This is a genomic window from Variovorax sp. Sphag1AA, assembly GCF_014192575.1.
Taxonomy (GTDB): Bacteria; Pseudomonadota; Gammaproteobacteria; order Burkholderiales; family Burkholderiaceae_C; genus Variovorax.
Genome location: NZ_JACHYC010000001.1, coordinates 184,450 through 210,244, shown reverse-complemented (window position 1 = coordinate 210,244; position 25,795 = coordinate 184,450). Strand labels below are relative to the sequence as shown.

The following is a 25,795-nucleotide window of genomic DNA, read 5'->3' as shown; positions in this document are numbered from 1 at the left end:
CATGTTCGACGACAACACGCCTTCATCATCGAGCGCGGAAGATGGCGCTCCAGAGTTGGATCAGGAAGCGCTAATCGATGCCTATTCCCATGCGGTCGCCACGGTGGCCGACAGCGTCGGCCCTGCGGTGGTGCGCGTGCAGAGCGGCACGCCTGGTCGGCGCGGCGGGTTGGGCTCGGGCGTGGTCATCGCGAACGACGGGCTCGTGCTGACGAACAGCCACGTGGTCGCCGGTGCGCGCCGCGTGCGCGTCGGCAGCAACGAGGCGGGCGACCACGAAGCCGAAGTGATCGGCGACGACCCTGCGACCGATCTCGCGCTGTTGCGCGTCGAGTTGCCGCGCGGCGCCGTGACGGCAAAGCTGGGCGACTCGAAGATGCTCAAGCGCGGCCATCTGGTGGTGGCCATCGGCAATCCTCTGGGCTTCGAGTCAACGATCACCGCGGGCATTGTCTCGGCGCTCGGCCGCTCCTTGCGCTCGCAAAGCGGACACCTGATCGACGACGTGATCCAGACCGATGTCGCATTGAATCCCGGCAACTCGGGCGGCGCCCTAGTGACGGCTTCGGGTCAGGTCGTGGGCATCAACACCGCGATGATCGCTGGCGCGCAAGGCTTGGCATTCGCAGTGTCGAGCAATACGGCGGCTTTCGCGATCGGCGAGTTCATCGCGCATGGCCGCGTGCGGCGCGCGCATCTCGGCATAGCAGCACAGACAGTACCGCTGCCGCGGCGCGTGGCGCTGGCGATTCGCTCTGGAGCGAACGCGGTACGCATTGACGAAGTACAACCCGGCAGCGCAGCCGAGCGGGCGGGCTTGCGTGTGGGCGACATCCTCGTCGCACTCGATGGTGTCGTGGTGGCGGGCGCGGATGACCTACTGCGCTTGCTCGGCGCGGATCGCATCGGGCGTGCAGTCGAGTTGTCGCTGATTCGCGATGGCCGACTCGTCACACGGACCGTCACTGCGCAGGAACGGCCCTCTCGAATCACGGCTACTCGTAGTTCAGCAGGAATTCGACCGAGCCATTGGCCTGACCCGGTGTGACTCGAGCGCCAGTCTGTACCAATCGCGCGGACAGCGGGATAGTCTGAGTGCTGTTGGCCGCGACGTTCAGGAGGTTGAGTCCATCGATGTAGGTATTGAACTGGATCGGGCTCGTCGCGCCGCGTTGCCGTATCTCGATGCCAATGCCGGTCGCGTTGGTGGCTCCGCCAGTGGGTGCTCCCAGCTTCAGGATTCCTGGAGAGAGGATGTTCGCCGCCGGCGGGCTCAATCGAAACTTGATGCTGCTGCCATAGCGAGTATTAGAGGTAGTGTCGACCAAGTTGGTAGTAGGTGTTCCGACCGTATTTGAATAGTGCTGCCAAACACCGAAGCCTCTTCCATGAAAGGCCGGGCAATTCTTGAGCTCAATCACAAAGTCCTTAAAGGGACTGCCGCTTCCGACTCCCGTGAAGTCGGTCTGTGGGTGATCTCCGAGCGGAACAAGTTGGTTAGGCGTTGTGCAGGTCTGGGTAACCATGTCGACGAAACCACCCGCGAAGTTCAAAGTCCAGACCCGCAGGTTATTGCTCCCAACGCTGTAAGAAAATGTCGGGAAACCGGCTGTGCTGATCTTTCCCGGTGGGATATCGCCAATCTTGATGAAAATGGCATCCATGCTTCCCTTCGCATGATTCGCCGCGTTTGCGCTCAGTTCATTCACGGTCGAATTGATCGGCAACGTGCCAACTGCAGCTGACGAGAATGCAACCCCCACGCCGGCAAGATCCGTTTGGTAGATCGGCGCGCTTCCGTACATAAGCCCCGTTTGCCGCATGCCGACGCTCTCAAATTTCAGCGTCGCAGGGAACGTATCACCGGAACATGTCAAAGACGCGTTCGAGAAACCGATCCAGCTTTGATTGTGAAACGCGGTGCCTACCGGCATATCTCGGAGCAAGGTGATCGAAACGCTGCTCATCGGCGCCGTGAGCGTCTGCGCCATACTGCCGCTCTTGTGCGAGCACGTTTGCGCGCTTACGCCGCCTGCCGCGGCAAGTAGGCAAAAAGCCAGAAAACCGCGCTTGGGAAGCAAATTGAATGAATTCTTAATCCAATTGATCATTTTCTATCTCTTTCTGCGCCGGGTCGCGTAGATATCCATCGATATTTCGCGCCGGCCTGGTTTGTCCCTGAGCAAGAATGGCGCGCCTATTTATTCAGTGCGGCCAAAACGGCCGAGGGCAGGCAGGTAATGTCGAAGGTCTCGATCTGGTTGCCTTCCGGAGCGCTACGCGCTGGCAGGGTCGAGAGGTCGATGCGGCAGGTCTCGGGCTTGCCAGCTGCACCCCAGTTCACTTGCAGTTCGCGGACGTCTTCCTTCAGGCGGGCAAAGATGCGCCCACCCTGCGCCACCACACCCACGTTGTTGCCTTCGCTATCGGTGACTTCGGCGCCGAAAGGCAGCGCTTCGCCATTGAGCCGTGTGCTGGTGATGAACGCTGAAGAACCTGGCAACGGGTACTGACGCCGCCACGCTGGTGGGCCTGCAACTCGTTGACGGCATCAGTGGCGCTGCCATCGTTGCTGGCTCGGGCTCGCAGCTCGGCGCAACCGGTACCAACACCGCTCGCGACATCGTCGCTGGCGTGGCCACGCTGCCGTACGCCGTGCAGTACATCTCCCAGGGCGCTGCAACGGCCGGCAAGGTCAACGGCAGCGTGACCTACAGCATCGCGTACGAATAAGTAAGCGCCCACCAGCCGCTTCAATGCAGTTCTTCAGGTTGATGTTGAAATTGCGCTGAGCAGCCGTCGCACCAGCGGTTTGCAGACCGGCGGTCGCAACCTTGGCCAGCGTCACGATTGCGGGATTGCCCGTATCGCCGTCGACATCAATGAGGCAGGTCTGAGCGAACAACTCGCCTTCGAAGTTGATTTGACCGTCAGCGGCGTGAGCCGAAATGGTCAAGAGGGAAGCGCCAGCGGCGACGATCGGGAACAGAATGCGTTTCATTGCTTCAAAAGGCTTCAGTTAAAAAACGTGCAAGAGCGTTCGCCTTGATGGTCTGCAACTTCCAATTAGGATTTTTGCATCCGCTAGGCATCGATTTGCACGAGATGAAGTCTCGTGATTGATCTTTGGTGAGTCTTTGAGAAAACTCCCAAATTCGGTCTAAATGATTTATTTAGATCCGCAAAGGCTGGCGTTGCGCCAGCCCAGTCTTGGCCGAAGGCGCCTTCGGCTTACTCGTAGAGGATGTGGTAGGTGACGGCGCCTTTGACGGAACCGACGGTTGCCGCTCCTCCAATGGCAATGTACTTCACGCCATATTTGAGGGTCGCATTGCCGCCTACGATATTGACACGCGTGGTGTCGTCTTGGTCCACAGCACCAAGCGGAATGAAATTGCCTGCGCCAACGGCGTTGTCGTACACCATCAGACTGACATTTGTAGCCGTGCCAGTATTGACCACCAGACCTCCGCTGACGCCGGGGCCGGATTCAAAGTAAGCCGAGACCTTGCCCGTTGAAGCGCATCCAGTCAGCATCATGTCGAATGGAGTCGGTACGGCAGTCTTGCCGGGCGCATCAAGGTCACTTTCAGTGGCCGGTGCCAGCGTAACGGTCGCGCCGGCGGGGGCTGCCGTTCCATTGATGGAGATATTGCAGGTGGTCCCGATGACCGAGCCGGTGAAGTTGATGGTGCCGTCCGCGGCATGGCCAGTCCCCGCCAGGGTCGTGAGGCCGGCCGCCAGGACCGGAAGAAGTACGCGCTTCATAGGTTGGAAGTCCAATTCGAAAGTAACAAACGGAATGTGCAGATAGGATTTTTTTGCGCCAAACCGATTTGCCGGCTCGCACAAGTCGACACCAATACAGAAGATGCATTGATGGCACCGCGCGAGTCTATGGACCAGCTTCGAATGCGTCCCTCGGAAGATTCTGAAATTCAGAGCTGAAAGGCAATGAAACTTCGTTTGGCGAATCGAGGGCAAATTTAGTGAAAGTCCCGACTCTTGTTGCTCTGCGCCAAACGCCCCAACAGTGGCGTCAGATCCCTGAACCCCGTCGCCACGAGATGCCGCACCTCGCCGCCACTGTCCACGTCGCGCTGCCAGGTGCCCTGTACCGCCAGCAGCGTTGCCTTGAGCAGCGGCTCCCGCCAAGCCTCGATCACGTGGCTCCACACAATCACATTGACGTTGCCGGTCTCGTCTTCGAGCGTGACGAAGATGGTGCCGTTGGCGGTCTGAGGGCGCTGGCGGCCCTTGACGATGCCGCAGGCACGCACGGTCTGGCCGCTGGGCAGCGGGCGCAACTGCTCCGCGCTCATGAGATTCATCCGAGCCAGCCGCGCGCGAAGCAGCGCCAACGGATGGCGGCGTAGCGAGAGGCCGAGCGAGGCGTAATCGCCGACGATCTCCTCGCCTTCGGATGCGGCGGGCAATTGCAAGGTGGGCTCGTTGATGGGCACGCCCCGTAGCAAGGCTGGTGCGCGGCGTTGAGCGGTCGCATCCCACACCTGCTGGCGTCGATGGCCGGAAAGCGACATCAGCGCATCAGCAGCGGCGAGTGCGCCCATGTCCTTGCCATCGAGTTCGGCGCGCAGCGCGAGATCTTCGGTGCTGGTGAAAGGCGCCTGTGTGCGCGCCTCGATCAGCCGCTTCGCTCCGGCTTCGCTGAGGCCGGAGACACGGCGCAGGCCTAGACGCACGGCCGGTTGATCCTCGTTGCCAAGACGATCGGCGTAGCGCGCATCGGCTTCGGGCGGCATGCGCGGTGCGTCGGCCGCACGGGCCTCGATGCTGCTGTCGTACTCGCTCATGCTCACATCGACCGGCCGCACTTCGACGCCATGACGCCGCGCGTCCTGCACAAGCTGCGAAGGGCTGTAGAAGCCCATCGGCTGGGCATCGAGCAGCGCAGCCAGGAAGCACGCAGGCTCGTAGTTCTTGAGCCAACTGCTCACGGTGACCAGCAGCGCGAAGCTCGCGGCATGGCTCTCCGGAAAACCGTAGTCACCGAAACCCAGCACCTGCTTGAAGATCGATTCGGCAAAAGCCGGCTTGTACCCCTTCTTGACCATGCCGTTCACAAGCTTGTCGTGGAACTTGCCGAGACCGCCCTTGCGCTTCCAGGCGGCCATCGCGCGGCGGAGCTGGTCGGCCTCGTCGGCGCTGAAATCGGCCGCGATCATGGCGATCTGCATCACCTGTTCCTGGAAGATCGGCACGCCCAGCGTGCGTTCCAGCGCGGGGCGGAGCTCGTCTTTTTCATAGTGGATCGGCAGCTTCTTGCGGACCCGCTCGCGCTGCTTGAGATAGGGATGCACCATGCCGCCCTGGATCGGCCCAGGCCGCACGATAGCGACTTCGATCACGAGGTCTTCGTAGCAGCGCGGCTTCAGACGCGGCAGCATCGACATCTGCGCACGACTCTCGATCTGGAAGACGCCGATGGTGTCGGCGTCGCAGATCATGTCGAACACCTTCTGATCGTCGTTGGGGATGTGGTGCATCTCCATCGCGCTGCCGCGCCAACGGTTCATGAGTTCGAGCCCGCGCCGAATCGCGCTGAGCATGCCGAGCGCGAGCACGTCGACCTTGAGCATGCCCATGGCTTCAAGATCGTCCTTCTCCCATTGGATGACGGAGCGATCCTTCATCGAGGCCTTCTCGACCGGCACGAGCCGCGTGAGCTTCGTGTGCGTGAGCACAAAGCCGCCGACATGCTGACTCAGATGACGCGGAAAGCCGCGCAGCGCATGCGTGAGATCGATCCACTGCCGCAGCTTGAGCTCGTCCTCCTGCACGTTCACGCGCGCGGCGGCAGTGCGCAACTGATCGCCGAGCACTGCATCGTCAAACCAGTAGTGGTCCTTCGCGAATTCATCGACCAGCCGCGCATCGACGCCGAGCGCCTTGCCCACGTCGCGCAGCGCGCTGCGCGTGCGATAGCAGATGACGACGGCGGCAATGGCGGCACGCTCGCGACCGTATTTCTCGTAGATGTACTGAATGACGATTTCGCGCCGCTGGTGCTCGAAGTCGACATCGATGTCGGGCGGTTCGTGGCGATGGCGGCTCAGGAAGCGCTCGAACAGCAGATGACCCTTGTCGGGATTGATCGCGGTGATGCCGAGGCAAAAGCACACCGCCGAGTTGGCCGACGAGCCGCGGCCCTGGCAGAGGATCTTCTTCGAGCGGGCGAAGCGAACAATGTCCTCCACGGTGAGGAAGAACATCTCGTACTTCATCTCGATGATCAGCTTCAGCTCGCGCTCCAGCTGGTCGGCAACCTTCTTCGGAATGCCCTCGGGATATTTTTCTCTCGCGCCCTCCCATGTCTTGCGCTCCAACGTCTCTGCCGGCGTCTCGTTGTTGCCAACGCTTTCGAGCGGGTACTTGTAGTTCTCGCGGATCACCCCGGGATCGAACCGGCAGCGGTCGGCCACGCGTAGCGTGTTAGCGAGCATCTCGTCGGTGTAAAGACCCGCGATCTGCATGCGCATGCGCAGATGACGTTCTGCGTTGGCTTGCAGCGCGAAGCCGCATTCGGCCACAGTGCAGCCTTCGCGCACCGCGGTGAGCACGTCCTGCAACGGCTTGCGACCGCGTGAATGCATGTGCACGTCGCCGGCCGCGACGAGCGGCACGCCGGCCTGCTCGCCTGCCTCGACCAGCGTGACGAACCAGAGGTCGTCATCAAGCTCATTGAGCATCTCGAGGGCGATCCAGAGGTTGTCGCCATACAGTGCTTTCGCGGCGCACAGGTCTTCGTGCAGCGTGGCGCGATCGACCATGCCGCCGGGCGGACGGTCAGGCACGAAGAGGATCTGGCAATGCGTGAGCGAAGCGACATCGCTCTCTTCCCAGCTCACGCGGTAGTCGCCCTTGGGCAGTTCGTCGGTGGTTCGCGCAGCGGTGATGAACTCGCAGAGGTTGCCCCAGCCTTCGGTGTCGTTCGCGATGACCACGAGCCGGAAACGCTCGAAGCGGAACTCGCTGCCGAAGAGCAAGCGGAAATCCGGGTTGCGCGGGATCGGCGGTTCTTCCGGGTGCTTGAGTTCCCATTCATCGAGCTTGGCCGGCAACTCGCGCAGGCCGACGTGCGCACGCACGATGCCGGCGACCGAGCACTCGTCGGTGATCGCGAGCGCCGAATACCCAAGCTGGTAAGCACGCTCCACCATTTCCTCGGGCGTGGATGCGCCGCGCTGGAAGCTGAAGTTGGTAATGCAGTGCAGCTCCGCATAGTCGGGCAGGCCCGGCACCGGTTGCGGCCGCTGCGGCAGCGCATGCACCTCGGCGAGCACGAGGGAGCGCTGCTTCTTGTCGCTGAGTTCAGGCATACAGGCCCTGCAGATACCAGCGCACTTCAGCGTCGGCGAAACGGGTCGGCACGCGCTCGCGGTAGATCCACACGAGGCCGGCTTCGGGGCTTTCAGCGACGTAGTAATCGCGCACCGCCGGGCGGCCGCCCTCTTCCGCACCGCCCCACCAGCCGGCTTCGACGCGCTGCGGCCCGATCAGCTTGCGCAGCGGGCCGCGATAGCAGGGGCGCTCGCCGTCCATGTCGAGCCGCAGAGGCTCGGGCAACAGCCAAGTGGGGTAGATCGCATCCGGCTGGGATGGCGCGGTGGCTGCGCGCTCCTTCTTTTTCTCCTTCTTTTCCTGCGGCCGATTTGCCGCCAAGGCCGGCTGCCACGCCTGGGTGCGCTCGGCGCGACGATCGGCATGCGGCACAGGCACCAGGACCTGCCGCGGACCGAGCCGCGCGCTGAGCCGCTCGACCATCTCATGGAGCTTGTCGCCCTTGCGGTTGTCCTCCGGCAGAAAGCTGGTATTGGCGCCGGCCCATGGATCGGTTTCGAGGGAACGCAATCGCAGCCAGCTCGCGGGCGCAGCGAGCGTGGTGAGCGCGAGTTTCTCGCTCAGCAGGCGGCGCAGGTGCGCCATGTCCTGCGTGGGCTCGGCGGTGCGCACAGTGATGTGCTGATGGGGCGGCAGGTCCACTCCGTTGAAGCGCTTGAGGTCGAGCGTCCATTGCAGTTCGAGCGCGCGTGCGCCGCGTTGGCGTGCACGCAGCCAGATCTGCAGCGCTGCGAGCAGGCGATTGGCGGACCACATGAGCTCGTTGGCGTTTTCGGCCAGCGCGGGCAGTTCCAGCTTTTGCTCGAACACATCGGGCAGTTCGAGCCATACATGGGTTTCGGGGCGCTGCCCCCAAGCGACGTCGAGCGCCTCACGCAGCGCAGCGCCGAAACGCCGCGAAAGCCCGCCACGAGGCAATGCGGCCACGTCGCCCCAGGTTCGGCAGCCGAGGCGTGCGAGCAGATCGAGGTGATCGCGGGCAACGCTGAGTGTGTCGAGCGGCAGGCCGCCGGGCATGTCATCAGGCCGGCGTTCGCCGCGCACGAAGAGCCGCAAGCGCGCGAGCGCCTCCAGGCTGGTGGAGCCTTGCGCGCCGAGCAGGCGCGTGTCGGGCGCGGGATTGGTGCCAGAGAGCTGCCGCATGAGACTCAGGCGCCCGCCCCAGAGCCGTTCGCAGGCGGCGACTTCGAGCATCAGGGCTTCGTCCTGCCAGGCAACGTGCGGCGTGAACTGCAGCGCCCACCAGCTCAAGGCTTCGGGGGGCGGCAGAGGCGTGTCGGGCGCATCGGGTTCAGGCGACCACTGCAAGGCGATCCAATGCATGGCGCCCTTCCTTCCACGCGTCGATGTGGACCACGGTGGTCGAATCCACCGTCACCGGCTGCGGCATCGCGCCCTGCCGAAGCCGCAGCTTGCGGCGCACGCGCGCGGCCGCGAGCAAGGCGCTCATGCGCTCGCTGCGCGCCGGAGCCATCACCGGCGTCGTCAGCGGCGGGCCGCGTCGTTTGAGGATGTGAAGCTCGACCTGCCCCGCATCGGCCGTGCTGCGCACGATGTGCAGCCGCAACCGCGCCGGAGAAGCCGATTGCGCCACCGTTTCTGGCCGGCAGACGAAAAGCAGTACGTCGTGCTGCGCCGCAGCGAGCTGCAACCGCCGCAGCTCGCCGACCCGGGCCTGCGGCAGCCAGGCCAGCACCGCGCCCACATCAGCACAGCGCAAAGCTTGCTCGCAGGCCCACAGGCGCGCGGCCGATGCATCGCTGCGGACCCACATCAGGGACTCGGGCGCAAGCCCGTGCGCGGCCAGCGAAGCGCCGAAGGGCTCGCAAGGCGCACCGATGAGCACCACCGGCCCGCCGCGCGCCTGCACCGCCTGCACGAGGCCGGGCAGCAGCAGCGGCCAGATGGGGTCCTGCGGCGCGGTCTGCAGCAGTTCCGTCATCGCTCCGACCGGCCAGCCGCCGCCTGGCAGCTCGGCATCGAGTGCGGCATGGCCGGTGCCGATGACCTGCGCGTCGGCGCTGCCGAGTTCGTCGGCATGCCAGACGCCGTGACGGGCGGCAGCGGAAAAGGAGTCGAGGAAAGGCAGGCCCATGATGCAGTTTTACTGTATTTTTATACAGCATTTGTGCGTCTGACCAGAGAAATTTCTTGCAATCCCGAGCAGCCATCCCGGGAACAGAGAGAAGCCTGCGCAAGCGGGAGATCAGCTCCGGATACTGCGTCCGATGACCGATGCAGGCGCCCTCCTTCCCCTCACGCGCGCCCGGCTGCTGCGGCTGGGCATGGCGCTGTGCGCGGGAACCGTCATTCCCGCGTTAGCGCAACAGCAGCAACAGCAGCCAGGCAGGCCCCGCATGAACACTCGCCCCATTCCCTCGACGAAGGAAGCCTTGCCGGTGGTCGGCTGCGGAACCTGGCTCGGCTTCGACCAGCGCCCCGGCACCCCCGAATACCAGCGGCTGTCTGGCGTGCTCGATGCGCTGTTCGCGGCTGGCGGCTCGGTCGTCGACAGCTCGCCGATGTACGGCCGCTCCGAGGAAACCACCGGCGAGCTGCTGGCCGCATCGAACCAGCACGCCAAGGCCTTTCTCGCGACCAAGGTCTGGACCTCGGGCCGCGAGGCCGGCATCGCGCAGATGGAGCAATCCTTCGCCCGCCTGCGCACCCAGCGCATGGACCTGATGCAGGTGCACAACCTCGTCGACTGGCGCACGCACCTTGCCACGCTGCGCGGCTGGAAGGACCAGGGCCGGGTGCGCTACATCGGCATCACGCACTACACGGCCTCAGCCTACGGCGAAGTCGAATCGGTGCTGCGCGCGCAGAAGCTCGACTTCCTGCAGATCAACTACTCGATCGACGCGCGCGACGCCGAAAAGCGCCTGCTTCCACTGGCGGCCGAGCGCGGCGTGGCGGTGATCATCAACATGCCCTTCGGTGGCGGCGGCCTGCTGCGCCGCCTGCGCGACAAGCCGCTGCCCGACTGGGTCGCCGAGATCGGCTGCACGAGTTGGGCGCAAGTGCTGATCAAGTTCGTACTGAGCCACCCCGCCGTGACATGCACCATCCCGGGCACGAGCCGCGCCGAGCACATGGCGGACAACGCGGCGGCTGGTGCGGGGGCGATTCCGGATGCGGCGTTCTGGAGCAGGCACGCGCCATCCATTGGCATCTGACTACCGCGCAGTCCCTGCGCGCGGGGCTATAGACTCGGCGGAACACGCGGCCGTCGAATCCGCGCAAATTCAGGGAAACACATGCTCAACACTGCTCTCGCCCGTGTCCACATCGTCATGGCCGCGCTCTATCTCGTCTTTTGGGCCGGGATCATTCTGAAAGTGCTCCATGCGGGCGGAACGGCGCAGATCGAGGCGGCAGTGCTCCTTACGCTGATCTTCGCCCTGCCGTTCGGCGTGCATGCTCTCGCCTTCGCCGGCGTACGGCGAGGCAAGCCGTGGTCGCGCAGCCTATCGCGTGCGGTGGGCATTCTGATGCTGATCAGCATCCCCATCGGCACCGTGATCGGCATCTTTATCCTGCGCAGGACACGCGCCGCGGATTGGGAGCAAGGCGTGACGCAGACGCCTCCACCCGTCCTTCCGTAACGCGCTCTACTCGAACTTCACGTTGTGCTCCCGCACGGTCGCACCGAAGGCGTCGTACTGCTGGCGGAAGAACTCCCTGAACTTCTCGGGGCTCATGCCGTAGCCTTCGAAGCCCTGCTGCGCGAGCTGCTTGCGGACTTCCGGCCGCTGTAGCGTGTTCTGCAATTCGCGTGAAAGCCTGTCGGTCAAGGCTTGCGGCATGCCCGGCGGGCCGAAGAAGCCAGCCCACGGCGTGATGGTGAGCTTGCCCAGACTGAGCTCCCCACCGGTCGGCACATCGGGCAGCAGTTCGCTGCGCTCCGGCAGCAGCGTGACGAGCGCGCGGATGCGCCCGTCCTTCACGTAGGCCGGCGCGAGCGTGCCGGTGGTGAACATCATCTGCACCTGCCCGCCGAGCAGGTCGGTCATGGCCTGCATGTCGCCCTTGTAGCGCGCATTGACCACCTTGCGATCGCCCAGCAGCTGCAGCATCGCGAGCTCGGAAGCGCTGTTGCTCGACGCGGAGTTGTACGCACCGGGCTTGGCCGCGATGAGCGCAAGCAATTCGTTCACGCTCTTCGCCGGCAAGGTCGACGGCACGACCAGGAACATCGAGAACTGACCGGCCGAGCTGATCGGCGTGAAGGCCTTGAACGGGTCGTACGGCGGCGTCGGCCGCAGCGTGGGCGCCGCGACCATCGCCGTATTCGTGCCCATCAGCAGCGTGTAACCGTCAGGCTTTGCGGATGAAGTGGCCTGAGCAGCAAGTACGCCGTCGGCGCCGGGCCGGTTGTCCACGATGACCTGCTGGCCGAGCTGCTTCGACAACCCGTCCGCGATGATGCGCGTGAGCGCATCCGCCCCTCCGCCGGGCGCGAAGCCCACGATCAGGCGGATCGGCTTCTGGGGCCAGGCTTCATCGGCGCCCGCCGGGAGGGGCAGGCTCGTCAAAGCGGCCGCGCCCCACAGGGCCGCGGCGGTCAAGGTTCTGCGTCGCATGGTCTTGTCCTTCCGGGTTAGAAAACATGACGGATGCCGACCTCCGTGCCGGTCGACACGCGGCCCGCGGCGGGCACCACGCCACCGCTCACCACATAGCGCGCCTGTCCGCTGTTCATCAGGCGCGCATAGCTGCCGTAGAACGCGGTGCGCTTCGAGAGGTTGTGCACGTAGCCAATGCCGACCTGGCGCGCGTCGTCGCGATTGCGCGGCAGGCCGTTGGCGTTGCGCAGGCTGTCGTCGCTGCGGTCGTCGAGGTAGGCGTAGCTGATGCGGATGCGGCCGACGTCGAAGGCGAGGATGTGCGCGCCGATCTCGGCCGTGTTCTTGCGCACCGTGCCAGCCGCGAGTTGCACGCGCACCGCGTTGTAGAGCCCGAAGAGCTTCACGGGGCCGACATCCCAGGTGCCGCCGATGTTGGCGTGCGTGTAGTCGCCGATGGTCGCGGTGGAATCGAATCGCGTGCGCGTGTAGGCCGCAGCGACATCGATCGGCCCCGAGGCATAGCCGAAGCGCGTGCCCGCGAAGTTGCCGTCGTCGCGGTTGGTCTCGCGCGAGCTGTTCTCGCCCGTGCCGGCCATCACCATGCCGTAGAAGCCGCCGAGCCCGCTCGGCAGCCAGTAGCTCACGGCATTACTACCGGTGATCGCCGTGGGCAGCGGCCCCGTGCCGACGCCGGCGAACGTGAGGTTGCCCGCTCGCGCCACACCGTTGGCGTTGAAAGGATCGAAGTAGATGCTGTTGTAGTGCGTCGGGATGAAGTCCCGCCCCAGCCGCACTTCGCCGAAGGTGCCCGAGGTCAGGCTGACGAAGGACATCCGGTCGAAGTTGAACGGCCCCGCCGGCGTGCCGCCGTTAGCCTGGTTGTTGGTGTTGGTCGCGCGGCCGGTGCCGTCGTCGGGATTCAGGCTGCCTTCGAGCCAGAAGCTCGCGCGCAGGTCGCCACCCAAGTCTTCGGTACCGCGAAAGCCCAACCGGCTCGTCGACAGGCCGCCGTTCGACAGCGCCGTCCTCGACCCCACACCGTCGCCCTTGGTGTACTGGACGCCCACGTCCATCACCCCGAACATCGTGATGCTGGATTGCGCGTGAACCGCGCCGCCCATCAGCCCCAGCACGGCACCGATGGCCGAGCATGTCCATTGCTTTTTCATGTCTCTTTTTTTCACTGTCGCTTCTTCTCTTGGTTGAACAAACCTGGAACACGCGCAGGGCTCCGCCACCCGGGGCGCAAGATCGCGCGCCGGGATGGTTCGAGACCTGGGAGAAAGCGGGTCTAGCCCGGCGCCTCGGAGCGCTCGGCGCGCACCAGCACCGCGCCTTGCGAGAGCGCGCCGACGTTGCGGCGGTATTGCTGCAGCCAGCCGGTGTCATGCAGCCGCGGTGGCGGTTGCCAGCCGGCGCGGCGCGCCTGGATTTCCTCGTCGCTCAGAGCGACGTCGAGGCGCCGTGCATCGAGATCGATGGTGATGACATCGCCGTCGCGCAGCAGGCCGAGCGGGCCGCCCAGCGCGGCTTCGGGCGACACCTCTGCGACCACCAGCCCCTTGCAGACGAGGCCTGAGAGATGGCCGTCGGTGAGCAGCGCGACTTCATCGCCGAGCCCCGCACCGTCGAGCGCAAACACCACGCGCGATGCACCGCCGCCCATGGCTGGTCCACCGCACGCACCGGCACCGCGCATCACCATCACCTGGCCGGGCACGATGTCGCCCTGCTTGAGCGCGGCGATGGCTGCATCGGCGGTCCAGAAGCAGATGGCGGGCCCGGTGAAGCGGCGCACCTTGCGTTCGGCGATGCCGGTCTTGATGAGGCCCGACTCCGGCGCGAGGTTGCCGCGCAGCAGGACGATCGCAGGCAGCGGCGCCACCGGGCGGTCGATCGGGCGGATCACGTCCGCGTTCACAACTTCGACGCCGCGCAGGTTGTCCGCGAGCGTGCCGCCTGTGACGGTGCGCGCGCTGGTATCGAGCAGCGGCTCGAGCTGCTTCAGCAACGCCCGGCAGCCGCCGGCAGCCTCGAAGTCTTCGATCGAGTTCTCGCCCACTGGCCGCACACCAGACAGCACCGGCGTGGTCGGGCCGAGCTTTTCGAACATCCCGTAGACATCGACACCAGCCTGCCCTTCGGTCGCGACGGCCTGCAGATGCTTGGCCGTGTTGAGCGATCCGCCCACGGAGAGCACCGCACGTACCGCGTTCGCAAAGGCACCGGGCGTGAGGATGTCGCGCGGCTTCAGGTCGTCCCACACCATCTGCACGATGCGCGCGCCCGCGTCGCGCACGTCGGCCATCATCTTCGGGCTCAGCGCAGCAACCGGCGCACTGCCTGGCAAGGCCATGCCGAGCGCTTCGCAGACGATGTGCATCGAATTGGCCGTGCCGAGTCCCGAGCACACGCCAGGCCCACGGATCGCCTCGCGGCTCATGCCCACGAGCTCCTCGACGGGCAGCTTGCCGGCGACCGCATGCATCGCGCCGATGAACACTTCCTCGATGTCGACGTGATGTCCCTTGTACTCGCCACTGGGCTGGTAACCACAGGGCACGAGCAAGGTGGGGATGTTGAGCCGCGCCGCCGCCATGAGTTGGCCCGGCACGGTCTTGTCGCACGAGGTGAGGCACACCATGCCATCGAGCTGCGCGCCTTCGACGGCCACCTCGATGTCGTTGGTGACCAGGTCGCGCGCGGCCAGCATGTAGGCGCCGCGTGCACCCGCGCCGGTGATGAAGTCGCTCGGCGCAGCGGTGCGGATCTCGAAAGGCACACCGCCAGCGGCACGGATCGCGGCCTTCACTTCGGCGGCCACGATGTCGAGGTGGCTGAAGCAGGCCGCGAGTTCCGACGAGCTGTTGACGATCGCGATCTTGGGTTTCTCGCAATCCTCTTCAGGAATGCCGAGCGCACGCCAATGCGCATTGCGCACCGACCAGAGGTACGAGCCGCGCGGGAAGTTGCTGCGCAGGGGCCGGGTCATGCTGCATCTCCTCGTTGTGCCTTCTTGGTGATTTCGATGACGCCGCGATCGGCATCCACGCGCACCCAGTCACCGGTCTCGATACAGGTGAGCGGATCGCGATCGAAATCGGTCATCGCGGGCGAATGCGTGACCACCGCACCGAGCGCCATCTTGGTCGTCATCTCGTTGAAGAGGAACCCAGCCGGCGCGGTCTTCATGAGCCGCGTCATGTGGAACATGGCCGACCAGCCCGACGACCCCTTGGCCCCCGGAAACACCAGCACCTTGCCCGCAAAGCTCTGCCCGCGCAGCGAATGCCTCGTTTCGATGACGCTGCCCGTGCGCGGGTCGATGCCGCCCCATCCCGAGATGCGATCACGCGTGACCAGCGCCTCGCCTTCCGACACACCGCCGACCACCCTTCGGCCGCGGATGACGATGGTTGCTTCTGCAATGACTGCTGCGCTCATGCGTGGAATCCTTTCCAGCGGCCGGTGCAGGCCGCATCGATGCATTCGGCGGTGCTGCCGAACCAGGCCTGCACGCCGAGGATGGCGGGCAGGTAGTGGGCCTGCTTGGCCGAGTCGAGCGCGACGGTCTTCGTGCCCTTGGGCACGGCGCGGCTCATGGCGGAGCAGCTGTCGGTCATCAGGATGCCACCCGCGTCCTCGATGATCTTCGTGTAGCCATTGCGGTCGGCCAGCGACTTGATAGCGCGCGGCGTGAAGATCCACAGCTCGCAGTCCGGGTGCACCTTGCGTCCCTCGATGAGTTGTGCGGCTTCCCAGATCTGCTCGATCGTGTAGTGCGGGCAGCCGAGCATCACGTACTGCACCTCGGCGTCCTTGCCGGTGCTGTTGATCTTCTCGAAGGTGGCGCGGCGCTCGGCCTCGCCGTAGCGCAGCACCTCGACTGGCGCGCGTGCGCCGAGCGCCTGTTCGAGCGTGATCGCCTCGGGTGTGACGCCGACGATGTGATACATCTCCACGCCGCCCGAAGAAGACGCGGCAGCACCGAAGTGCTTGAGACGCGGCAGGTTCGGCACGCGCGAGATGCCGCGCCGGCTGTGCACCACGGGCACGCGTTCCTGCACCTGCTCGCCGATGTAATAGCCGAGCAGGCCCCAGTCCTGCACTGACTCGACTTCGATGTCGAGCTCCACCACATGTGTGGCGCGGCGGTTCTCATCGAGGTGGTAACCCCAGTACGGAATGCGCCCGGTGAGCATCGCGGCGCCCGTGCTCTCGCGACCTTCAGTGTTGGTGCGCGCGCCGAGCACCGAATTGCAATACACCACTGCAGACGACTCCATCCATGCGCAGTGCTCGCCGCGCGTCGGGATGTTGCCGACCTGGTAAGGCGTGCAGGTGTTCATGATCTGCGCACCCAGGCTCGCCGCGTGCCGCTCGCTCTTGCCGTAGAACTGGACGATCTCCTCGCTCACGCCCATTCGTTCGGGCTGGCCGGGGTCGAAGCCCAGCTGGAGGTGGCTCGTGAATACCTTGAACTTCGGAATCTCGACCGTCTCCTGGCTGTCGAGACTGAACTCGGAGAACACGGCATCCATGCCACCGCCACGGGCCATCGCGAAGTCGCGCTGGAAGGGCGTGGTCGATGTGATGGAAGCGCAGACGTTGCGCGTCTCGACCAGCCGCTCGGCATCCAATGCCTCGCCATAACGTATCAGCAGGTCCATCGCCTTCTGCACTGCCGGTCCGTCGCGGCCGTCGCGCATGGCTTTTTCTTCATCGCTCAGGTGCATGACCTGTGTCTCCGTTCTTCTGTGCGCATTCGTGGGGGATCCCCCGCCGGGCGCGCTAGCCCGACGAGGGTGTGGGTACGTGGCCGCCGATGTCGCGCGCGATGGTCAGCGCAATGTCGTGCAGCCGTGGGGCGAGTTCATTGCGCAGGCGTTCTTCGGTAAAGACGAACGCCGCACCGCCGCCGTTGAGCGCCATGACTTCGCCGTCCGGGCCGATGAGCGGCACGGACACCGAATTGATCTCCCGATGGAACTCGCCGAGCGAGAGACAAAAACCCAGCCGCTTCGATTCACCGATCGCGCGGTTCATGGCGGGCTCGATGCCGCTCCATTCGGGGCCGCGCAGCAGGCGCATCGAGTCGACGAGCTGGTTGCGCTGTGCCTCCGGCAATGCCGAGAGATACGCCCGGCCGAGCGCCGAGTTGGCCAGCGGCGCACGCGAGCCCACATCGAGTCGCGCCGACAACATCGACGAGCGCGGACGGCAAGCCTCGATCAGCACCATTTCCATGCCATCGCGCACTGCGAGGTAGACCGATGCGCCCATCTCCTCCGCCATCGCCTGCATGCTGGGCCGCGCCACCGCGCGCACATCGAGGCTGCCGAGAAACACGCGCGCCAGCGACACCACGCCGGGGCCAAGCATGAAGCGGTCGGCGGCCTGCGCGGGCTTGAGCATGCCCATGGAGAGCAGCGTAGCGACGAGCCGGTTTACCGTCGGACGCGGAATGCCGGTCATCCGGGCAACGTCGGCATGGCCGAGCACGGGCTGCTCTTCGCTGAAGCAGCGCAGCACCGAGATGCCGCGCTCCAGCGCGCTGACGGTGTCGGAGCGCTCCCCGCGCGCATCGGCCGTCTCGGCGGCGGAAATGGTGAGGTCGTTTTTGTCAGTGGACATGATGGAACCCTTTGGAAGAGGCTCCAATGTAGAGGCTCGCATGGGACGCTTTCAGACGTCCGCCTCGGCGGTGACCGCCGCCTTGCCCTGCTCAGCGCCCGGACGCAGATAAACGCCCTGACGCAGCAGCTCGGACTGCAGTGCCCCGATATCGACGAAGCGTGGCGCGATGCCGCCGCGCGAAGCCAGCGCCGCCGCTGCGCCTGCCGCCTGCCCCGTGATCCAGCACTGCGGAATCTCCCGCATGAAGCCGTGCGAGTTGCGGTCGCACGAGATGTGGCGACCACAGGCGAGCAGGCCATCAAGTTGCTGCGGCACCAGCGCACCGTAGGGAATCGAGATATTCGGGAACTTGGGCGACACCGCGGGCGACACGCCGATCTCGTCCGGCAGCGCGACGCCTTCAGGCCATTGGCTGCGCAGGACCGCGCCCACGCCGGTCAGCCGACGCGCGTGGCGCACGCCGATCTGCGGTGCACTCAACATCAGGAACGCGTTCTCGAAACCCGGCGCATGGGCGCGGAAGTAGTCGAGATGCGCCACCATCGCGCGGTGTGAGCGCACTTCCACCGCGGTGAGATCGTCCACGTCGAGGGCCGAATAGCCCGACTGCCGCGGCCCCATGAAAAGCGCCACGTCGTTGCGCCACGAGACAAAAGGCCGCTCGAACAGGCCGCATTGCTCACGCCCACGCGCCATGAAGGCGGAGAAGGCTTCGGGCTGGCCGGCCTTGAATTCAATCCAGCGGTTCATGTCCACGCCACCGAAGAGCCAGGACGTATTCATGCAGTGATGCACGTCCGCTTCCTCGATGTCGTTGACGTAGGCGGCGCCAGCGCGCGCAAAGAGGTCACCGTCGCCCGTGGCGTCCACCACCACGTCGGCCATGATCGCCATGCGCCCTTCCTTGCTCTCGAACACCACGCCCTTGACCGCGCCGTCCTGCACGATCGGAATGGCGGCCCACGAGTGATAGATGAGCTTCACGCCGCGCTCGAGCACGATCTCTTGCGAGAGCAGCTTGAGGCGCTCGGGGTCGATGGTCGGCGACCAGGTAACGATGCCGTGATACGCGGCGGTACGCTGAGACCAGTGCGCGGCCTTGGCCTCGTCCTGCGAACCCCAGTCACCACTCGACGGACCGGCGATGGCGTCGGCCGGCAGGCGGTCGAACAGTTCTTCCGCGAAGCCGCGGATGACCAACTTGCCTTCCCAGTCGGTCATGCGGTCGATCCAGATCACAAGACCGCCGGTCGACAGACCTCCCAGGTGGTTGTAGCGCTCGAGCAGCGCGACGTCGGCGCCAGCATGCGCGGCCGCGGCAGCCGCGGCGGTGCCCGACGGCCCGCCGCCCACCACCAGCACGCCGCAGCGGTGATAGACCGGGATCTGCTTGCCGGGCTCGGCCCAGTGGCCATGGTCGGGGCGCTTGGCGCGGCTGTCGCGTTCGAAGATGTCCGAGGACAGGATGCGCTCATCGGTGCGGACGACGGTTTTCATGCGTTCTTGCGGGATGTCTGATTCGATGCGATGAATGATATTTTGATTTCATCTTCCATTTTTCGAATTTATCTGCGTTTTCTTTCAGGGTATTCCCTGAATGATGATTTGTTTTATGGACATGATGATTGATATCCATGAAAACCAAAGAGACATCCATGAAGAGATCGAGCGCCAGCCGCCGGGCCTTCGCCTCGGTGCTGGGCGCGGCGGCCCTGACAGGCCTGTTGCCGGTCGCCGCGTTGGCACAGGCCTTTCCCGTGCCGGGCAAACCGATCCGCATCGTCGTGGGCTTCACCGCCGGCGGCGGCACCGACGCACAGGCGCGCATCGTTGCCCAGAAGCTCGGCGAGGTGCTGAACACCGCCGTCATCGTCGACAACAAGCCGGGCGCCAGCACCATGCTGGCGGCCAGCGAAGTCGCCCGCGCACCGGCCGACGGCTACACGCTGCTTTACGCGCCCTCGTCGACCATGGCGCAGAACCCGCACACCTTCGCCCAGGTGCCCTACGACCCGTTCAAGGACTTCACGCCCATCTCGATGGGCGGGCGCGGACCGCTGGTCCTGTCGATCAGCACCACGGTGCCCGCCAACAACGTCAAGGAACTGGTCGCCTACGTGAAGGCGCACCCGGGCCAAGTGAGCTACGCCTCGTTCGGCACCGGCACCTCCTCGCACATCTACGGCGAGGCCTTCGTGAAGAAGACCGGCATCGATGCCGTGCACATCCCGTACAAGGGTGGCTCCGATGCGGCCAAGGACCTGATCGGCGGGCGCGTGCAATACATGTTCGACTCGGCCTCGTCGGCGGTCATCACCTCCGCGACGGGCAAGGTGAAAATCCTCGCGGTGGCCGCCAGTGCGCGTATCGCCGCGATGCCCGATGTACCGACCTTCGCCGAACAAGGGTTCGCCGGACTCGACCTGCCGAGTTGGCTCGGCTTCTACGGACCGGCGCGCATGCCGGCGCCAGTGGTCGCAAAGTTGAACGCCGCGCTCACCAAGGTGCTGTCCATGCCGCAGGTGCAGGAGTTCTATCGCAGCGGCGGCTACGAGGCCGGCGCGACCACGTCGGAAGAATTCGCGACCATCACGCGGTCCACCTACGAGCGCTGGGGCACGATGGTCCAGCAAGTCGGATTGACCAAACAATGAGCACCATGCACCCACGCCCGAACCTGAACCGCCGCCGCTTCTCCGCCTGGCTGGCGCTGAGCGCGGGCGCGTTGCCGCTAGCTACGTCCGCCGCTGCGCCCTTCCCGGAAAAGGGCCGAACGATCCGCATCGTGCTGGGCCTCGCCGCGGGCGGCGCCTCCGACGCGCAGGCGCGCTTCGTCGCCAACAAGCTGGGCGAAGTGCTGCAGACGACGGTGATCGTCGAGAACAAGCCGGGCGCGAGCTTCATCCTTGCGACGGAAGAAGTGATCCGCTCCGCGCCCGACGGCTACACCTTCATGTATGCGCCCTCTTCCGTGGTGGCGCAGAACCCGCAGACGCTGGCGCAAGTCCGCTACGACCCGTTCAAGGACCTCACGCCGATCTCGCTCGGGGCACGCGGCCCGCTGATCCTGACGGTCCACACGAGCGTGCCTGCCAAGACGGTGCAGGAGCTCATCGCCTACATCAAGGCCAACCCGGGCAAGATGAGCTATGCCTCCTTCGGCACCGGCACGTCCTCGCATATCTATGGCGAGGCCTTCGCGCGGCAGGCCGGGCTGGACGTGGTGCATGTGCCGTACAAGGGCGGCAGCGATGCCGCGAAGGATTTCCTCGCGGGTCGCGTCCAGTACTACTTCGACGCGGCTCGGAATGCCATCCAGAACACCGCCACCGGCAAGGTCCGCATGCTGGCGGTCGCCGCACCGAAGCGCAGCCCGATGCTCCCGGACGTGCCCACGATGTCCGAGCAAGGCGTGAAGGGGGTGGACATGGCAAGCTGGCTCGGCTTCTACGGCCCGCCGCACATGGCCGAAGCCGTGGTCGCGAAGCTCAATGCCGCGCTGGTGGAAGTGCTTGCCATGCCGGCCACACGCGACTTCTTCCGCCAGGGCGCCTACGAGGCGGAATCATCGACCCCGCAAGCACTGGCCGCGCTGACGCGATCGACCTACGACGAATGGGGCGACACCATCCGCAAGCTGGGTCTGGTCAAGCAGGCGCAATAGGCAGCGGCCGCCTCACCCACGCCAGGGAAGCCGCTTGCCCATGCTGATGCGCGGCTCCACGCTGAACCCGAGCGCTTTGTAGAAGCCGACGACCTCTTCGTTGCTGCTGACGATCTGGAGGTTGATCTTCGGGCAGCCGATGGCGGCAAGCGCCTGCTCGGCATGCTGGACCAGCGCGGCGCCGACACCGCGACGGCGAGCGGAAGGATCGACGGCAACGGAGTAGATCCAGCCGCGATGGCCGTCGAAGCCCGCCATGGTGGTGCCGATCACCGCGCCATCCTGGAGCGCGACGAAGAGCAATCCATCGTCGGCCTTCAGCTTCATGTCGAGCGAGTAGTCCGGGTCGTTGTGCGGCGTTCCGTAGTCGAAGGTCTTGCGCCAGAGCGCGACGACACCCGCGCGATGGGCCCCATCCGAATACTTGGCAATCACGATGCTCATGCGCGCGACTCCGACAGGAAGCGCAGCACCCGCGCGTTGACTTCATCCGCGCGCTCGAACTGCACCCAGTGCCCCGCCCCGTCGATCACCGTACCTTCGCGCAGCGGATGATCCTTGACGAGCTGCGCGACCAGTGGGCGCGAATCGGCCGTGACGTCATGCTCGCCCCAGACCAGCAACTGCGGACCGCCGATGGTCTCCAACGCCACCTGCAAACCGCCCGACAGCGAGATCTCCTTGCTACGGAAGCGGGTGCCGTGGCACGAGATGTCGTGGATCGCGAAGGCCAGCGCGTCGATGGAAGCCTTGTCGTGCAGCATCAGCGCAGCGAGGTTGTGCAGCAGTGCGGCGCGCTCCTCATCGCGATCGCTGGCGGCGCGCCAGTTGATCATTTCCACCGTCATGCGCCGCAGGGTGCCGTGGCCGCCGCTGCCCATCAGGATCATCCGGCGGATGCGGCCTCGGCGGGCGCCGAGCTTCGACGCGATCAGGCCGCCGAAAGAAAAGCCGCCAAGGTCGATTTCGGTTTCGGCGCCGACGAGCGTGTCGAGCGTCGCGCGAAGCGTGTCGAGAAATGCGTCGATGAGCGACTGCCCCGCTGCCGGTTCGGGCATCGCATTCGAATCGTTGAAGCCCGGCATGTCGGGCAGCCACAGCGTATGCGCGGCCGAAAGCGCCTCGACATTGCGCAGCCAGTGCATCCAGCTGCCGTGGCCGCCATGCAGCAGCACCAGCGGCGGATTCGACGAGTCTTTGCCGAATCGGCGCCATCGCACGCGGACACCGCCATGTTCGACGTCGTGGTGGGTAGCGAGCGCATCGACGCGCTCGATCAGGCGGACGGCTTCTGCTTCCGCGAGGGGTTCGAAGGTGGAAAAGTAAGGCACCGGCGCATTGTGACGCGCCGGTGGCGATTCAGCAGGCGCTCAGGCGTTGGCCGAGGCGCCCGCCTCGCCAAACCTGAAGCTCGAGACTGCGATCCCGCCCATGAAAGCGTCCTCGTGATAGACGAGCTCGCCCGCCTCGTTCTCGGCAGCGCCGATGGCGACCATCAGCGGAATCAGGTGCTCTTCACGCGGATGCGCAATGCGCGCTGCGGGGGCCGCAGACCATTGCAGCAGTCGTTCGTTGCGCCGGTCGCCCGTTGTGCCCGCCGCAGTCTGCCCGAGCCAGTCGTCGAACGCCTTCGACACATCGCGCGCCTGCGGCCCAAAGGCGCGCAGGTTGTGATAGCTCAAACCGCTGCCCACGATCAGCACGTTCTCGTCGCGCAGCGGAGCGATCGCACGCCCGAGCGCGATGTGCTCCGCCGGATCGAGCCCGCGACGAAGCGACAGCTGCACCACAGGCACTTCGGCGTTGGGATACATCGCCGCCATCGGCGAGAACATGCCGTGGTCGAAACCACGCTCGGCATCGATGCGCACCGGCAGGCCGGCCGCTTCGATCAGCGATTGCACACGGCGCGCGAGTTCGGGCGAGCCCGGTGCGTCGTAGTGCACCTCGTAGGTGTGCGCGGGAAAGCCGCCGTAGTCATAGATCATCGGCGGGCGCGGATTGCCCATCACGGTGAAGGCAGGCTCTTCCCAGTGCGCGGAAACCATCAGGATCGCGTCCGGCTTGCGGCCGATCTGGCGCGGCATATCGGCCAGCGCGGCCTCGAGTTTGTCGTACGCGTGGCCCATTTCCTTCTTCATCCACGGCCAGGGGCCGCCGCCGTGCGAGATGAAATAGGTGGGAAGACGTGGGTTGGTATTGCTCATGGATTACTCCTTGAGGGCGAGTCTAGAGATTTCCGCATGAGAAATCGATGGGCTACGATGCATCGATTCGTTTCTCCACAGGAAATCGACATGGACCGCCTGACAAGCCTTCGCCTCTTCCGCGAGGTGGTCGAATCCGGCAGTTTCGCTGCAGCGGCGGAGCGTCTCGGTATCTCACCGCCGATGGCCAGCAAGCATGTCGCGCAGCTCGAAAATTCGCTCGGCGCACGGCTTCTTCATCGCTCCAGCCGCCACCTGAGCCTCACCGAAGCCGGACAAGCCTGGTACGAGCAAAGCGGCCGCGCGCTCGATCTGCTCGATGCAGCCGAGGCCGCCATCGGCCAGACCAGCGCCACGCCGCGCGGACAGCTCAAGGTGAGCGCGCCCGTGTGGTGCGCGACTCCGCGTTTCGCAAACGTACTCGCTGGCTACCGCCAGCAGTGCCCGGAAGTCGTGGTCGACATGCATCTGGAGAACCGAAAGGTCGACCTGGCGGCTGACGGTTATGACCTCGCGCTGCGCGCAACGCAGGAGCCCTCCCCCGCGTTGATTGCAAGGACGCTGTGCAAGCTGCAGTTCCATCTGGTGGCCGCGCCCGCATGCATCGCGCGCAGCGGGCTGCCCACCTCGCCGGCCGACCTCGCGAAGCTCGATGCCATCGTGCCCAGCTACGTGAACCTCGAAGGCTTCACGCTCAAAGGCCCCGGCGGCCGGCAAGCGCCACTGCGGCTGCAGCCGGTGATGAAGTCCGACGACACCAACCTGACGCTGCACTCGGTGCATGCGGGCATCGGCATTTCGTTCCTGCCCGAATGGCTGATCGACGAGGACCTGGCCGCGGGCCGGCTGGTTCGTCTCGTGCCGGAATACGCAGCGCCGCCCGTCACCCTGTTCGCGGTCTACACAAGCCGGCAATACATGGCTCCCAAACTGCGCAGCTTCATCGATTTCCTCGGTGCGCGATTGGGCACGGGCTAGCCTAAAGGCTTGTAGCTACCGAGCAAGAAGATTCGTCGCTCGGAAGAGAACGTCCAGCGCTGATCCATGGCTAGACTGCCGCCCATCTGAGAAGCGGCGGAGAAGTGCATGGGAGGGACGATGGTTGGCTATGAGATACGTCGGGTCGTTCGCGCCATCGTTGTCTTGTTGATTTCCGCAATCTGCTCGGTACAGGCGTCAGCCTCATCGTCATTGCCTTCGCCAGGGACCAATCGAGTTTCGATAGCCACGACAGAGGTCCGTCGGAGCAATCCACTGTCACCGGGTGAATATGCGACGGAGAAGGGTTGGGGGCAGCTTGAACTCAAGGAACGGGGCGGCGTACTTTCGTTCGTCATTGAGAGTTTGGTTGGAGAAGACTATTGCACCCTAAGTGGAACGATCCGAGACGACCAAGGTATCGCCACGGACGACAACGGCCCATCCGCCTGTGCCGTGAAGTTTTCGAGCTCCTCAGAGGGAATAGACGTGACCGCAAACACCTCTGCCCAATGCAAAGAGTTCTGTGGCTATAACGGCGACTTTGAAGGCCGTTATCTGAAGCTCGAGCACGAGTGCGGCCGAGGAAATCTTGAGCGTACTCGCAACGAGTTCAAGCGCCTCTATCAGGCCAAAGACTACAAGGCAGCTTTGACCACTTTGTCCCCCGTACTGACAAGGTGCCTGCGGACCTTGGCGTGGGAAGAAGAAGGCGACATCCGAAACGACTTGGCGGTCACTCAATACGAGAACGGGCTGTATACGGAGTGCCTGGCTACGCTCGACAAGTACATCGAAGACGCCGACAAGGATGACAACTCGGCGATAGACGGGTGGACACCTGTGCTTGCCGACCGCCACCTAGCGATCGTCCGCACTGCGCGGACGACGATCGCTTCATGCCGTCGCAATGTGAATGATGGCGGCAACAAGCCATTCGATGGCGAGTGGTCAGCAACATGGTGCGACAAATCGAATCCGGAGGCGGATTGCGGAGGCTTCAACCTTGGCCTTGTCCAAAGGGGGAATCGGTTGTGCGGCACTTACGACAGCGCGCGGGTAAGGCTATCCCAGATTGATGGTGGAAGCGTTCTCGGGATAGCCAAGGGTGACAGCGCGGTTCTGACGATTGAAAGCGAGCGCAGCGGCGGAAAGTACATTGCCCACGCAATGCTCGACGGCGACAAGCTCCATTGGAGATTGGGAGGAACAGTCCTCAAGGCCCATCGGGACATCGACATCATCGCGATTGACGAAAGGCTGGACAAAAGACCTCTGGAAGGCGACCTGGCTTTGAAGCACGCAGAGATCGCGGCTGACTGCCAAGCTCAGCAAGGCAACGAGTAGGAATCAGCGTAAGCAGCAAGGGACGGAGT

25 protein-coding genes are annotated in these 25,795 nt (G+C 64.8%); 8 read left to right on the top strand and 17 right to left on the bottom strand.

The genetic code is table 11. The features are described from left to right. Position 1 precedes the first annotated feature (1 nt). The gene (locus FHW64_RS01085) at positions 2–1,048 is read left to right on the top strand and encodes a S1C family serine protease (RefSeq protein WP_184522231.1); all 1,047 of its coding nucleotides are present in this window, start codon (positions 2–4) and stop codon (positions 1,046–1,048) included. Here FHW64_RS01085 and FHW64_RS01080 read toward each other — a convergent pair. Continuing rightward, positions 996–2,111 carry a fimbrial protein gene (locus tag FHW64_RS01080; protein ID WP_184522228.1) on the bottom strand — a complete coding sequence of 372 codons (1,116 nt, stop codon included), beginning with the start codon at positions 2,109–2,111 and terminating at the stop codon, positions 996–998. The genes FHW64_RS01085 and FHW64_RS01080 overlap by 53 nt on opposite strands. Before the next feature lie 86 nt (positions 2,112–2,197). Next, complete coding sequence (locus FHW64_RS01075) at positions 2,198–2,503, bottom strand: FimD/PapC C-terminal domain-containing protein (RefSeq protein ID WP_184522225.1); 306 nt, start codon at positions 2,501–2,503, stop codon at positions 2,198–2,200. Between the two features lie 23 nt (positions 2,504–2,526). On the opposite strand from FHW64_RS01075, the gene FHW64_RS01070 reads away from it, so the two are divergent. Next, complete coding sequence (locus FHW64_RS01070; RefSeq protein ID WP_184522222.1) at positions 2,527–2,733, top strand: hypothetical protein; 207 nt, start codon at positions 2,527–2,529, stop codon at positions 2,731–2,733. Here FHW64_RS01070 and FHW64_RS01065 read toward each other — a convergent pair. The 5 genes from FHW64_RS01065 to imuA form a co-directional block, all read right to left on the bottom strand. Next, positions 2,696–3,001: a fimbrial protein gene (locus FHW64_RS01065; protein WP_184522219.1), complete on the bottom strand. Its 306-nt coding sequence runs from the start codon at positions 2,999–3,001 to the stop codon at positions 2,696–2,698. The two genes, FHW64_RS01070 and FHW64_RS01065, sit on opposite strands and share 38 nt — an antisense overlap. A 230-nt stretch (positions 3,002–3,231) precedes the next feature. After that, the gene (locus FHW64_RS01060; RefSeq protein WP_184522217.1) at positions 3,232–3,768 is read right to left on the bottom strand and encodes a fimbrial protein; all 537 of its coding nucleotides are present in this window, start codon (positions 3,766–3,768) and stop codon (positions 3,232–3,234) included. 218 nt (positions 3,769–3,986) lie between these two features. After that, positions 3,987–7,340 (bottom strand): error-prone DNA polymerase, encoded by a 3,354-nt coding sequence (locus FHW64_RS01055; RefSeq protein WP_184522214.1) that lies wholly within the window; start codon positions 7,338–7,340, stop codon positions 3,987–3,989. Beyond that, positions 7,333–8,685 (bottom strand): DNA polymerase Y family protein, encoded by a 1,353-nt coding sequence (locus FHW64_RS01050; RefSeq protein ID WP_184522211.1) that lies wholly within the window; start codon positions 8,683–8,685, stop codon positions 7,333–7,335. Before FHW64_RS01050 ends, FHW64_RS01055 begins: the two co-directional genes overlap by 8 nt. Next, positions 8,654–9,457: a translesion DNA synthesis-associated protein ImuA gene (imuA, locus tag FHW64_RS01045; protein WP_184522208.1), complete on the bottom strand. Its 804-nt coding sequence runs from the start codon at positions 9,455–9,457 to the stop codon at positions 8,654–8,656. Before imuA ends, FHW64_RS01050 begins: the two co-directional genes overlap by 32 nt. Positions 9,458–9,590: 133 nt before the next feature. On the opposite strand from imuA, the gene FHW64_RS01040 reads away from it, so the two are divergent. Together FHW64_RS01040 and FHW64_RS01035 are read left to right on the top strand one after the other, a co-directional pair. Further along, complete coding sequence (locus FHW64_RS01040) at positions 9,591–10,541, top strand: aldo/keto reductase (RefSeq protein ID WP_409350584.1); 951 nt, start codon at positions 9,591–9,593, stop codon at positions 10,539–10,541. An 81-nt stretch (positions 10,542–10,622) separates the two neighbouring features. Then, positions 10,623–10,970, top strand: a complete 348-nt coding sequence (locus FHW64_RS01035; protein WP_184522205.1) for a hypothetical protein — start codon at positions 10,623–10,625, stop codon at positions 10,968–10,970. Positions 10,971–10,976: 6 nt separating this feature from the next. On the opposite strand, the gene FHW64_RS01030 is transcribed toward FHW64_RS01035, so the two are convergent. The 7 genes from FHW64_RS01030 to FHW64_RS01000 all read right to left on the bottom strand — a co-directional run bounded on the left by FHW64_RS01030 (position 10,977) and on the right by FHW64_RS01000 (position 19,067). Beyond that, positions 10,977–11,948 (bottom strand): tripartite tricarboxylate transporter substrate binding protein, encoded by a 972-nt coding sequence (locus FHW64_RS01030; protein WP_184522202.1) that lies wholly within the window; start codon positions 11,946–11,948, stop codon positions 10,977–10,979. A gap of 17 nt (positions 11,949–11,965) precedes the next feature. Next, entirely contained in the window at positions 11,966–13,102 is a 1,137-nt protein-coding gene (locus tag FHW64_RS01025; RefSeq protein ID WP_184522199.1) for a porin, read from the bottom strand. 122 nt (positions 13,103–13,224) lie between these two features. Then, entirely contained in the window at positions 13,225–14,925 is a 1,701-nt protein-coding gene (locus FHW64_RS01020) for a dihydroxy-acid dehydratase (RefSeq protein ID WP_184522196.1), read from the bottom strand. Then, the gene (locus tag FHW64_RS01015; RefSeq protein ID WP_184522193.1) at positions 14,922–15,377 is read right to left on the bottom strand and encodes an aconitase X swivel domain-containing protein; all 456 of its coding nucleotides are present in this window, start codon (positions 15,375–15,377) and stop codon (positions 14,922–14,924) included. Before FHW64_RS01015 ends, FHW64_RS01020 begins: the two co-directional genes overlap by 4 nt. Then, entirely contained in the window at positions 15,374–16,669 is a 1,296-nt protein-coding gene (locus FHW64_RS01010) for an aconitase X catalytic domain-containing protein (RefSeq protein WP_184522190.1), read from the bottom strand. Before FHW64_RS01010 ends, FHW64_RS01015 begins: the two co-directional genes overlap by 4 nt. Before the next feature lie 55 nt (positions 16,670–16,724). Next, a complete protein-coding gene (locus FHW64_RS01005; protein ID WP_184522187.1) occupies positions 16,725–17,567 on the bottom strand; it encodes an IclR family transcriptional regulator in 843 nt (280 codons plus the stop codon). A gap of 51 nt (positions 17,568–17,618) precedes the next feature. Further along, complete coding sequence (locus FHW64_RS01000; protein ID WP_184522184.1) at positions 17,619–19,067, bottom strand: FAD-dependent oxidoreductase; 1,449 nt, start codon at positions 19,065–19,067, stop codon at positions 17,619–17,621. Between the two features lie 158 nt (positions 19,068–19,225). On the opposite strand from FHW64_RS01000, the gene FHW64_RS00995 reads away from it, so the two are divergent. After that, positions 19,226–20,224, top strand: coding sequence for a tripartite tricarboxylate transporter substrate binding protein (locus tag FHW64_RS00995; protein ID WP_184522181.1), 999 nt, complete (start codon positions 19,226–19,228; stop codon positions 20,222–20,224). Beyond that, positions 20,221–21,234: a tripartite tricarboxylate transporter substrate binding protein gene (locus FHW64_RS00990; RefSeq protein WP_260303594.1), complete on the top strand. Its 1,014-nt coding sequence runs from the start codon at positions 20,221–20,223 to the stop codon at positions 21,232–21,234. The genes FHW64_RS00995 and FHW64_RS00990 overlap by 4 nt, the downstream gene beginning before the upstream one ends. A gap of 12 nt (positions 21,235–21,246) precedes the next feature. On the opposite strand, the gene FHW64_RS00985 is transcribed toward FHW64_RS00990, so the two are convergent. From FHW64_RS00985 to FHW64_RS00975, 3 genes are read right to left on the bottom strand one after another with little or no spacing between them, the layout of a single operon-like run. After that, complete coding sequence (locus tag FHW64_RS00985; RefSeq protein ID WP_184522178.1) at positions 21,247–21,678, bottom strand: GNAT family acetyltransferase; 432 nt, start codon at positions 21,676–21,678, stop codon at positions 21,247–21,249. After that, positions 21,675–22,565, bottom strand: a complete 891-nt coding sequence (locus FHW64_RS00980; RefSeq protein ID WP_184522175.1) for an alpha/beta fold hydrolase — start codon at positions 22,563–22,565, stop codon at positions 21,675–21,677. Before FHW64_RS00980 ends, FHW64_RS00985 begins: the two co-directional genes overlap by 4 nt. 39 nt (positions 22,566–22,604) lie before the next feature. Beyond that, positions 22,605–23,441 carry a class III extradiol ring-cleavage dioxygenase gene (locus FHW64_RS00975; protein WP_184522172.1) on the bottom strand — a complete coding sequence of 279 codons (837 nt, stop codon included), beginning with the start codon at positions 23,439–23,441 and terminating at the stop codon, positions 22,605–22,607. 90 nt (positions 23,442–23,531) lie between these two features. Here FHW64_RS00975 and FHW64_RS00970 point away from each other — a divergent pair, with 90 nt between their 5' ends. Then, positions 23,532–24,419: a LysR family transcriptional regulator gene (locus tag FHW64_RS00970; RefSeq protein WP_184522169.1), complete on the top strand. Its 888-nt coding sequence runs from the start codon at positions 23,532–23,534 to the stop codon at positions 24,417–24,419. 489 nt (positions 24,420–24,908) lie between these two features. Continuing rightward, positions 24,909–25,766, top strand: a complete 858-nt coding sequence (locus FHW64_RS00965; RefSeq protein ID WP_184522166.1) for a hypothetical protein — start codon at positions 24,909–24,911, stop codon at positions 25,764–25,766. Positions 25,767–25,795 lie beyond the last annotated feature (29 nt).

Bases quoted from the DNA above. Each gene is read 5' to 3' on its own strand.
- FHW64_RS01085 (WP_184522231.1), top strand. From the start codon at position 2: ATGTTCGACGACAACACGCCTTCATCATCGAGCGCGGAAGATGGCGCT.
- FHW64_RS01080 (WP_184522228.1), bottom strand. From the start codon at position 2,111: ATGATCAATTGGATTAAGAATTCATTCAATTTGCTTCCCAAGCGCGGT.
- FHW64_RS01065 (WP_184522219.1), bottom strand. From the start codon at position 3,001: ATGAAACGCATTCTGTTCCCGATCGTCGCCGCTGGCGCTTCCCTCTTG.
- FHW64_RS01060 (WP_184522217.1), bottom strand. From the start codon at position 3,768: ATGAAGCGCGTACTTCTTCCGGTCCTGGCGGCCGGCCTCACGACCCTG.
- FHW64_RS01055 (WP_184522214.1), bottom strand. From the start codon at position 7,340: ATGCCTGAACTCAGCGACAAGAAGCAGCGCTCCCTCGTGCTCGCCGAG.
- FHW64_RS01050 (WP_184522211.1), bottom strand. From the start codon at position 8,685: ATGCATTGGATCGCCTTGCAGTGGTCGCCTGAACCCGATGCGCCCGAC.
- imuA (WP_184522208.1), bottom strand. From the start codon at position 9,457: ATGGGCCTGCCTTTCCTCGACTCCTTTTCCGCTGCCGCCCGTCACGGC.
- FHW64_RS01040 (WP_409350584.1), top strand. From the start codon at position 9,591: ATGACCGATGCAGGCGCCCTCCTTCCCCTCACGCGCGCCCGGCTGCTG.
- FHW64_RS01035 (WP_184522205.1), top strand. From the start codon at position 10,623: ATGCTCAACACTGCTCTCGCCCGTGTCCACATCGTCATGGCCGCGCTC.
- FHW64_RS01030 (WP_184522202.1), bottom strand. From the start codon at position 11,948: ATGCGACGCAGAACCTTGACCGCCGCGGCCCTGTGGGGCGCGGCCGCT.
- FHW64_RS01025 (WP_184522199.1), bottom strand. From the start codon at position 13,102: ATGAAAAAGCAATGGACATGCTCGGCCATCGGTGCCGTGCTGGGGCTG.
- FHW64_RS01020 (WP_184522196.1), bottom strand. From the start codon at position 14,925: ATGACCCGGCCCCTGCGCAGCAACTTCCCGCGCGGCTCGTACCTCTGG.
- FHW64_RS01015 (WP_184522193.1), bottom strand. From the start codon at position 15,377: ATGAGCGCAGCAGTCATTGCAGAAGCAACCATCGTCATCCGCGGCCGA.
- FHW64_RS01010 (WP_184522190.1), bottom strand. From the start codon at position 16,669: ATGCACCTGAGCGATGAAGAAAAAGCCATGCGCGACGGCCGCGACGGA.
- FHW64_RS01005 (WP_184522187.1), bottom strand. From the start codon at position 17,567: ATGTCCACTGACAAAAACGACCTCACCATTTCCGCCGCCGAGACGGCC.
- FHW64_RS01000 (WP_184522184.1), bottom strand. From the start codon at position 19,067: ATGAAAACCGTCGTCCGCACCGATGAGCGCATCCTGTCCTCGGACATC.
- FHW64_RS00995 (WP_184522181.1), top strand. From the start codon at position 19,226: ATGAAGAGATCGAGCGCCAGCCGCCGGGCCTTCGCCTCGGTGCTGGGC.
- FHW64_RS00990 (WP_260303594.1), top strand. From the start codon at position 20,221: ATGAGCACCATGCACCCACGCCCGAACCTGAACCGCCGCCGCTTCTCC.
- FHW64_RS00985 (WP_184522178.1), bottom strand. From the start codon at position 21,678: ATGAGCATCGTGATTGCCAAGTATTCGGATGGGGCCCATCGCGCGGGT.
- FHW64_RS00975 (WP_184522172.1), bottom strand. From the start codon at position 23,441: ATGAGCAATACCAACCCACGTCTTCCCACCTATTTCATCTCGCACGGC.
- FHW64_RS00970 (WP_184522169.1), top strand. From the start codon at position 23,532: ATGGACCGCCTGACAAGCCTTCGCCTCTTCCGCGAGGTGGTCGAATCC.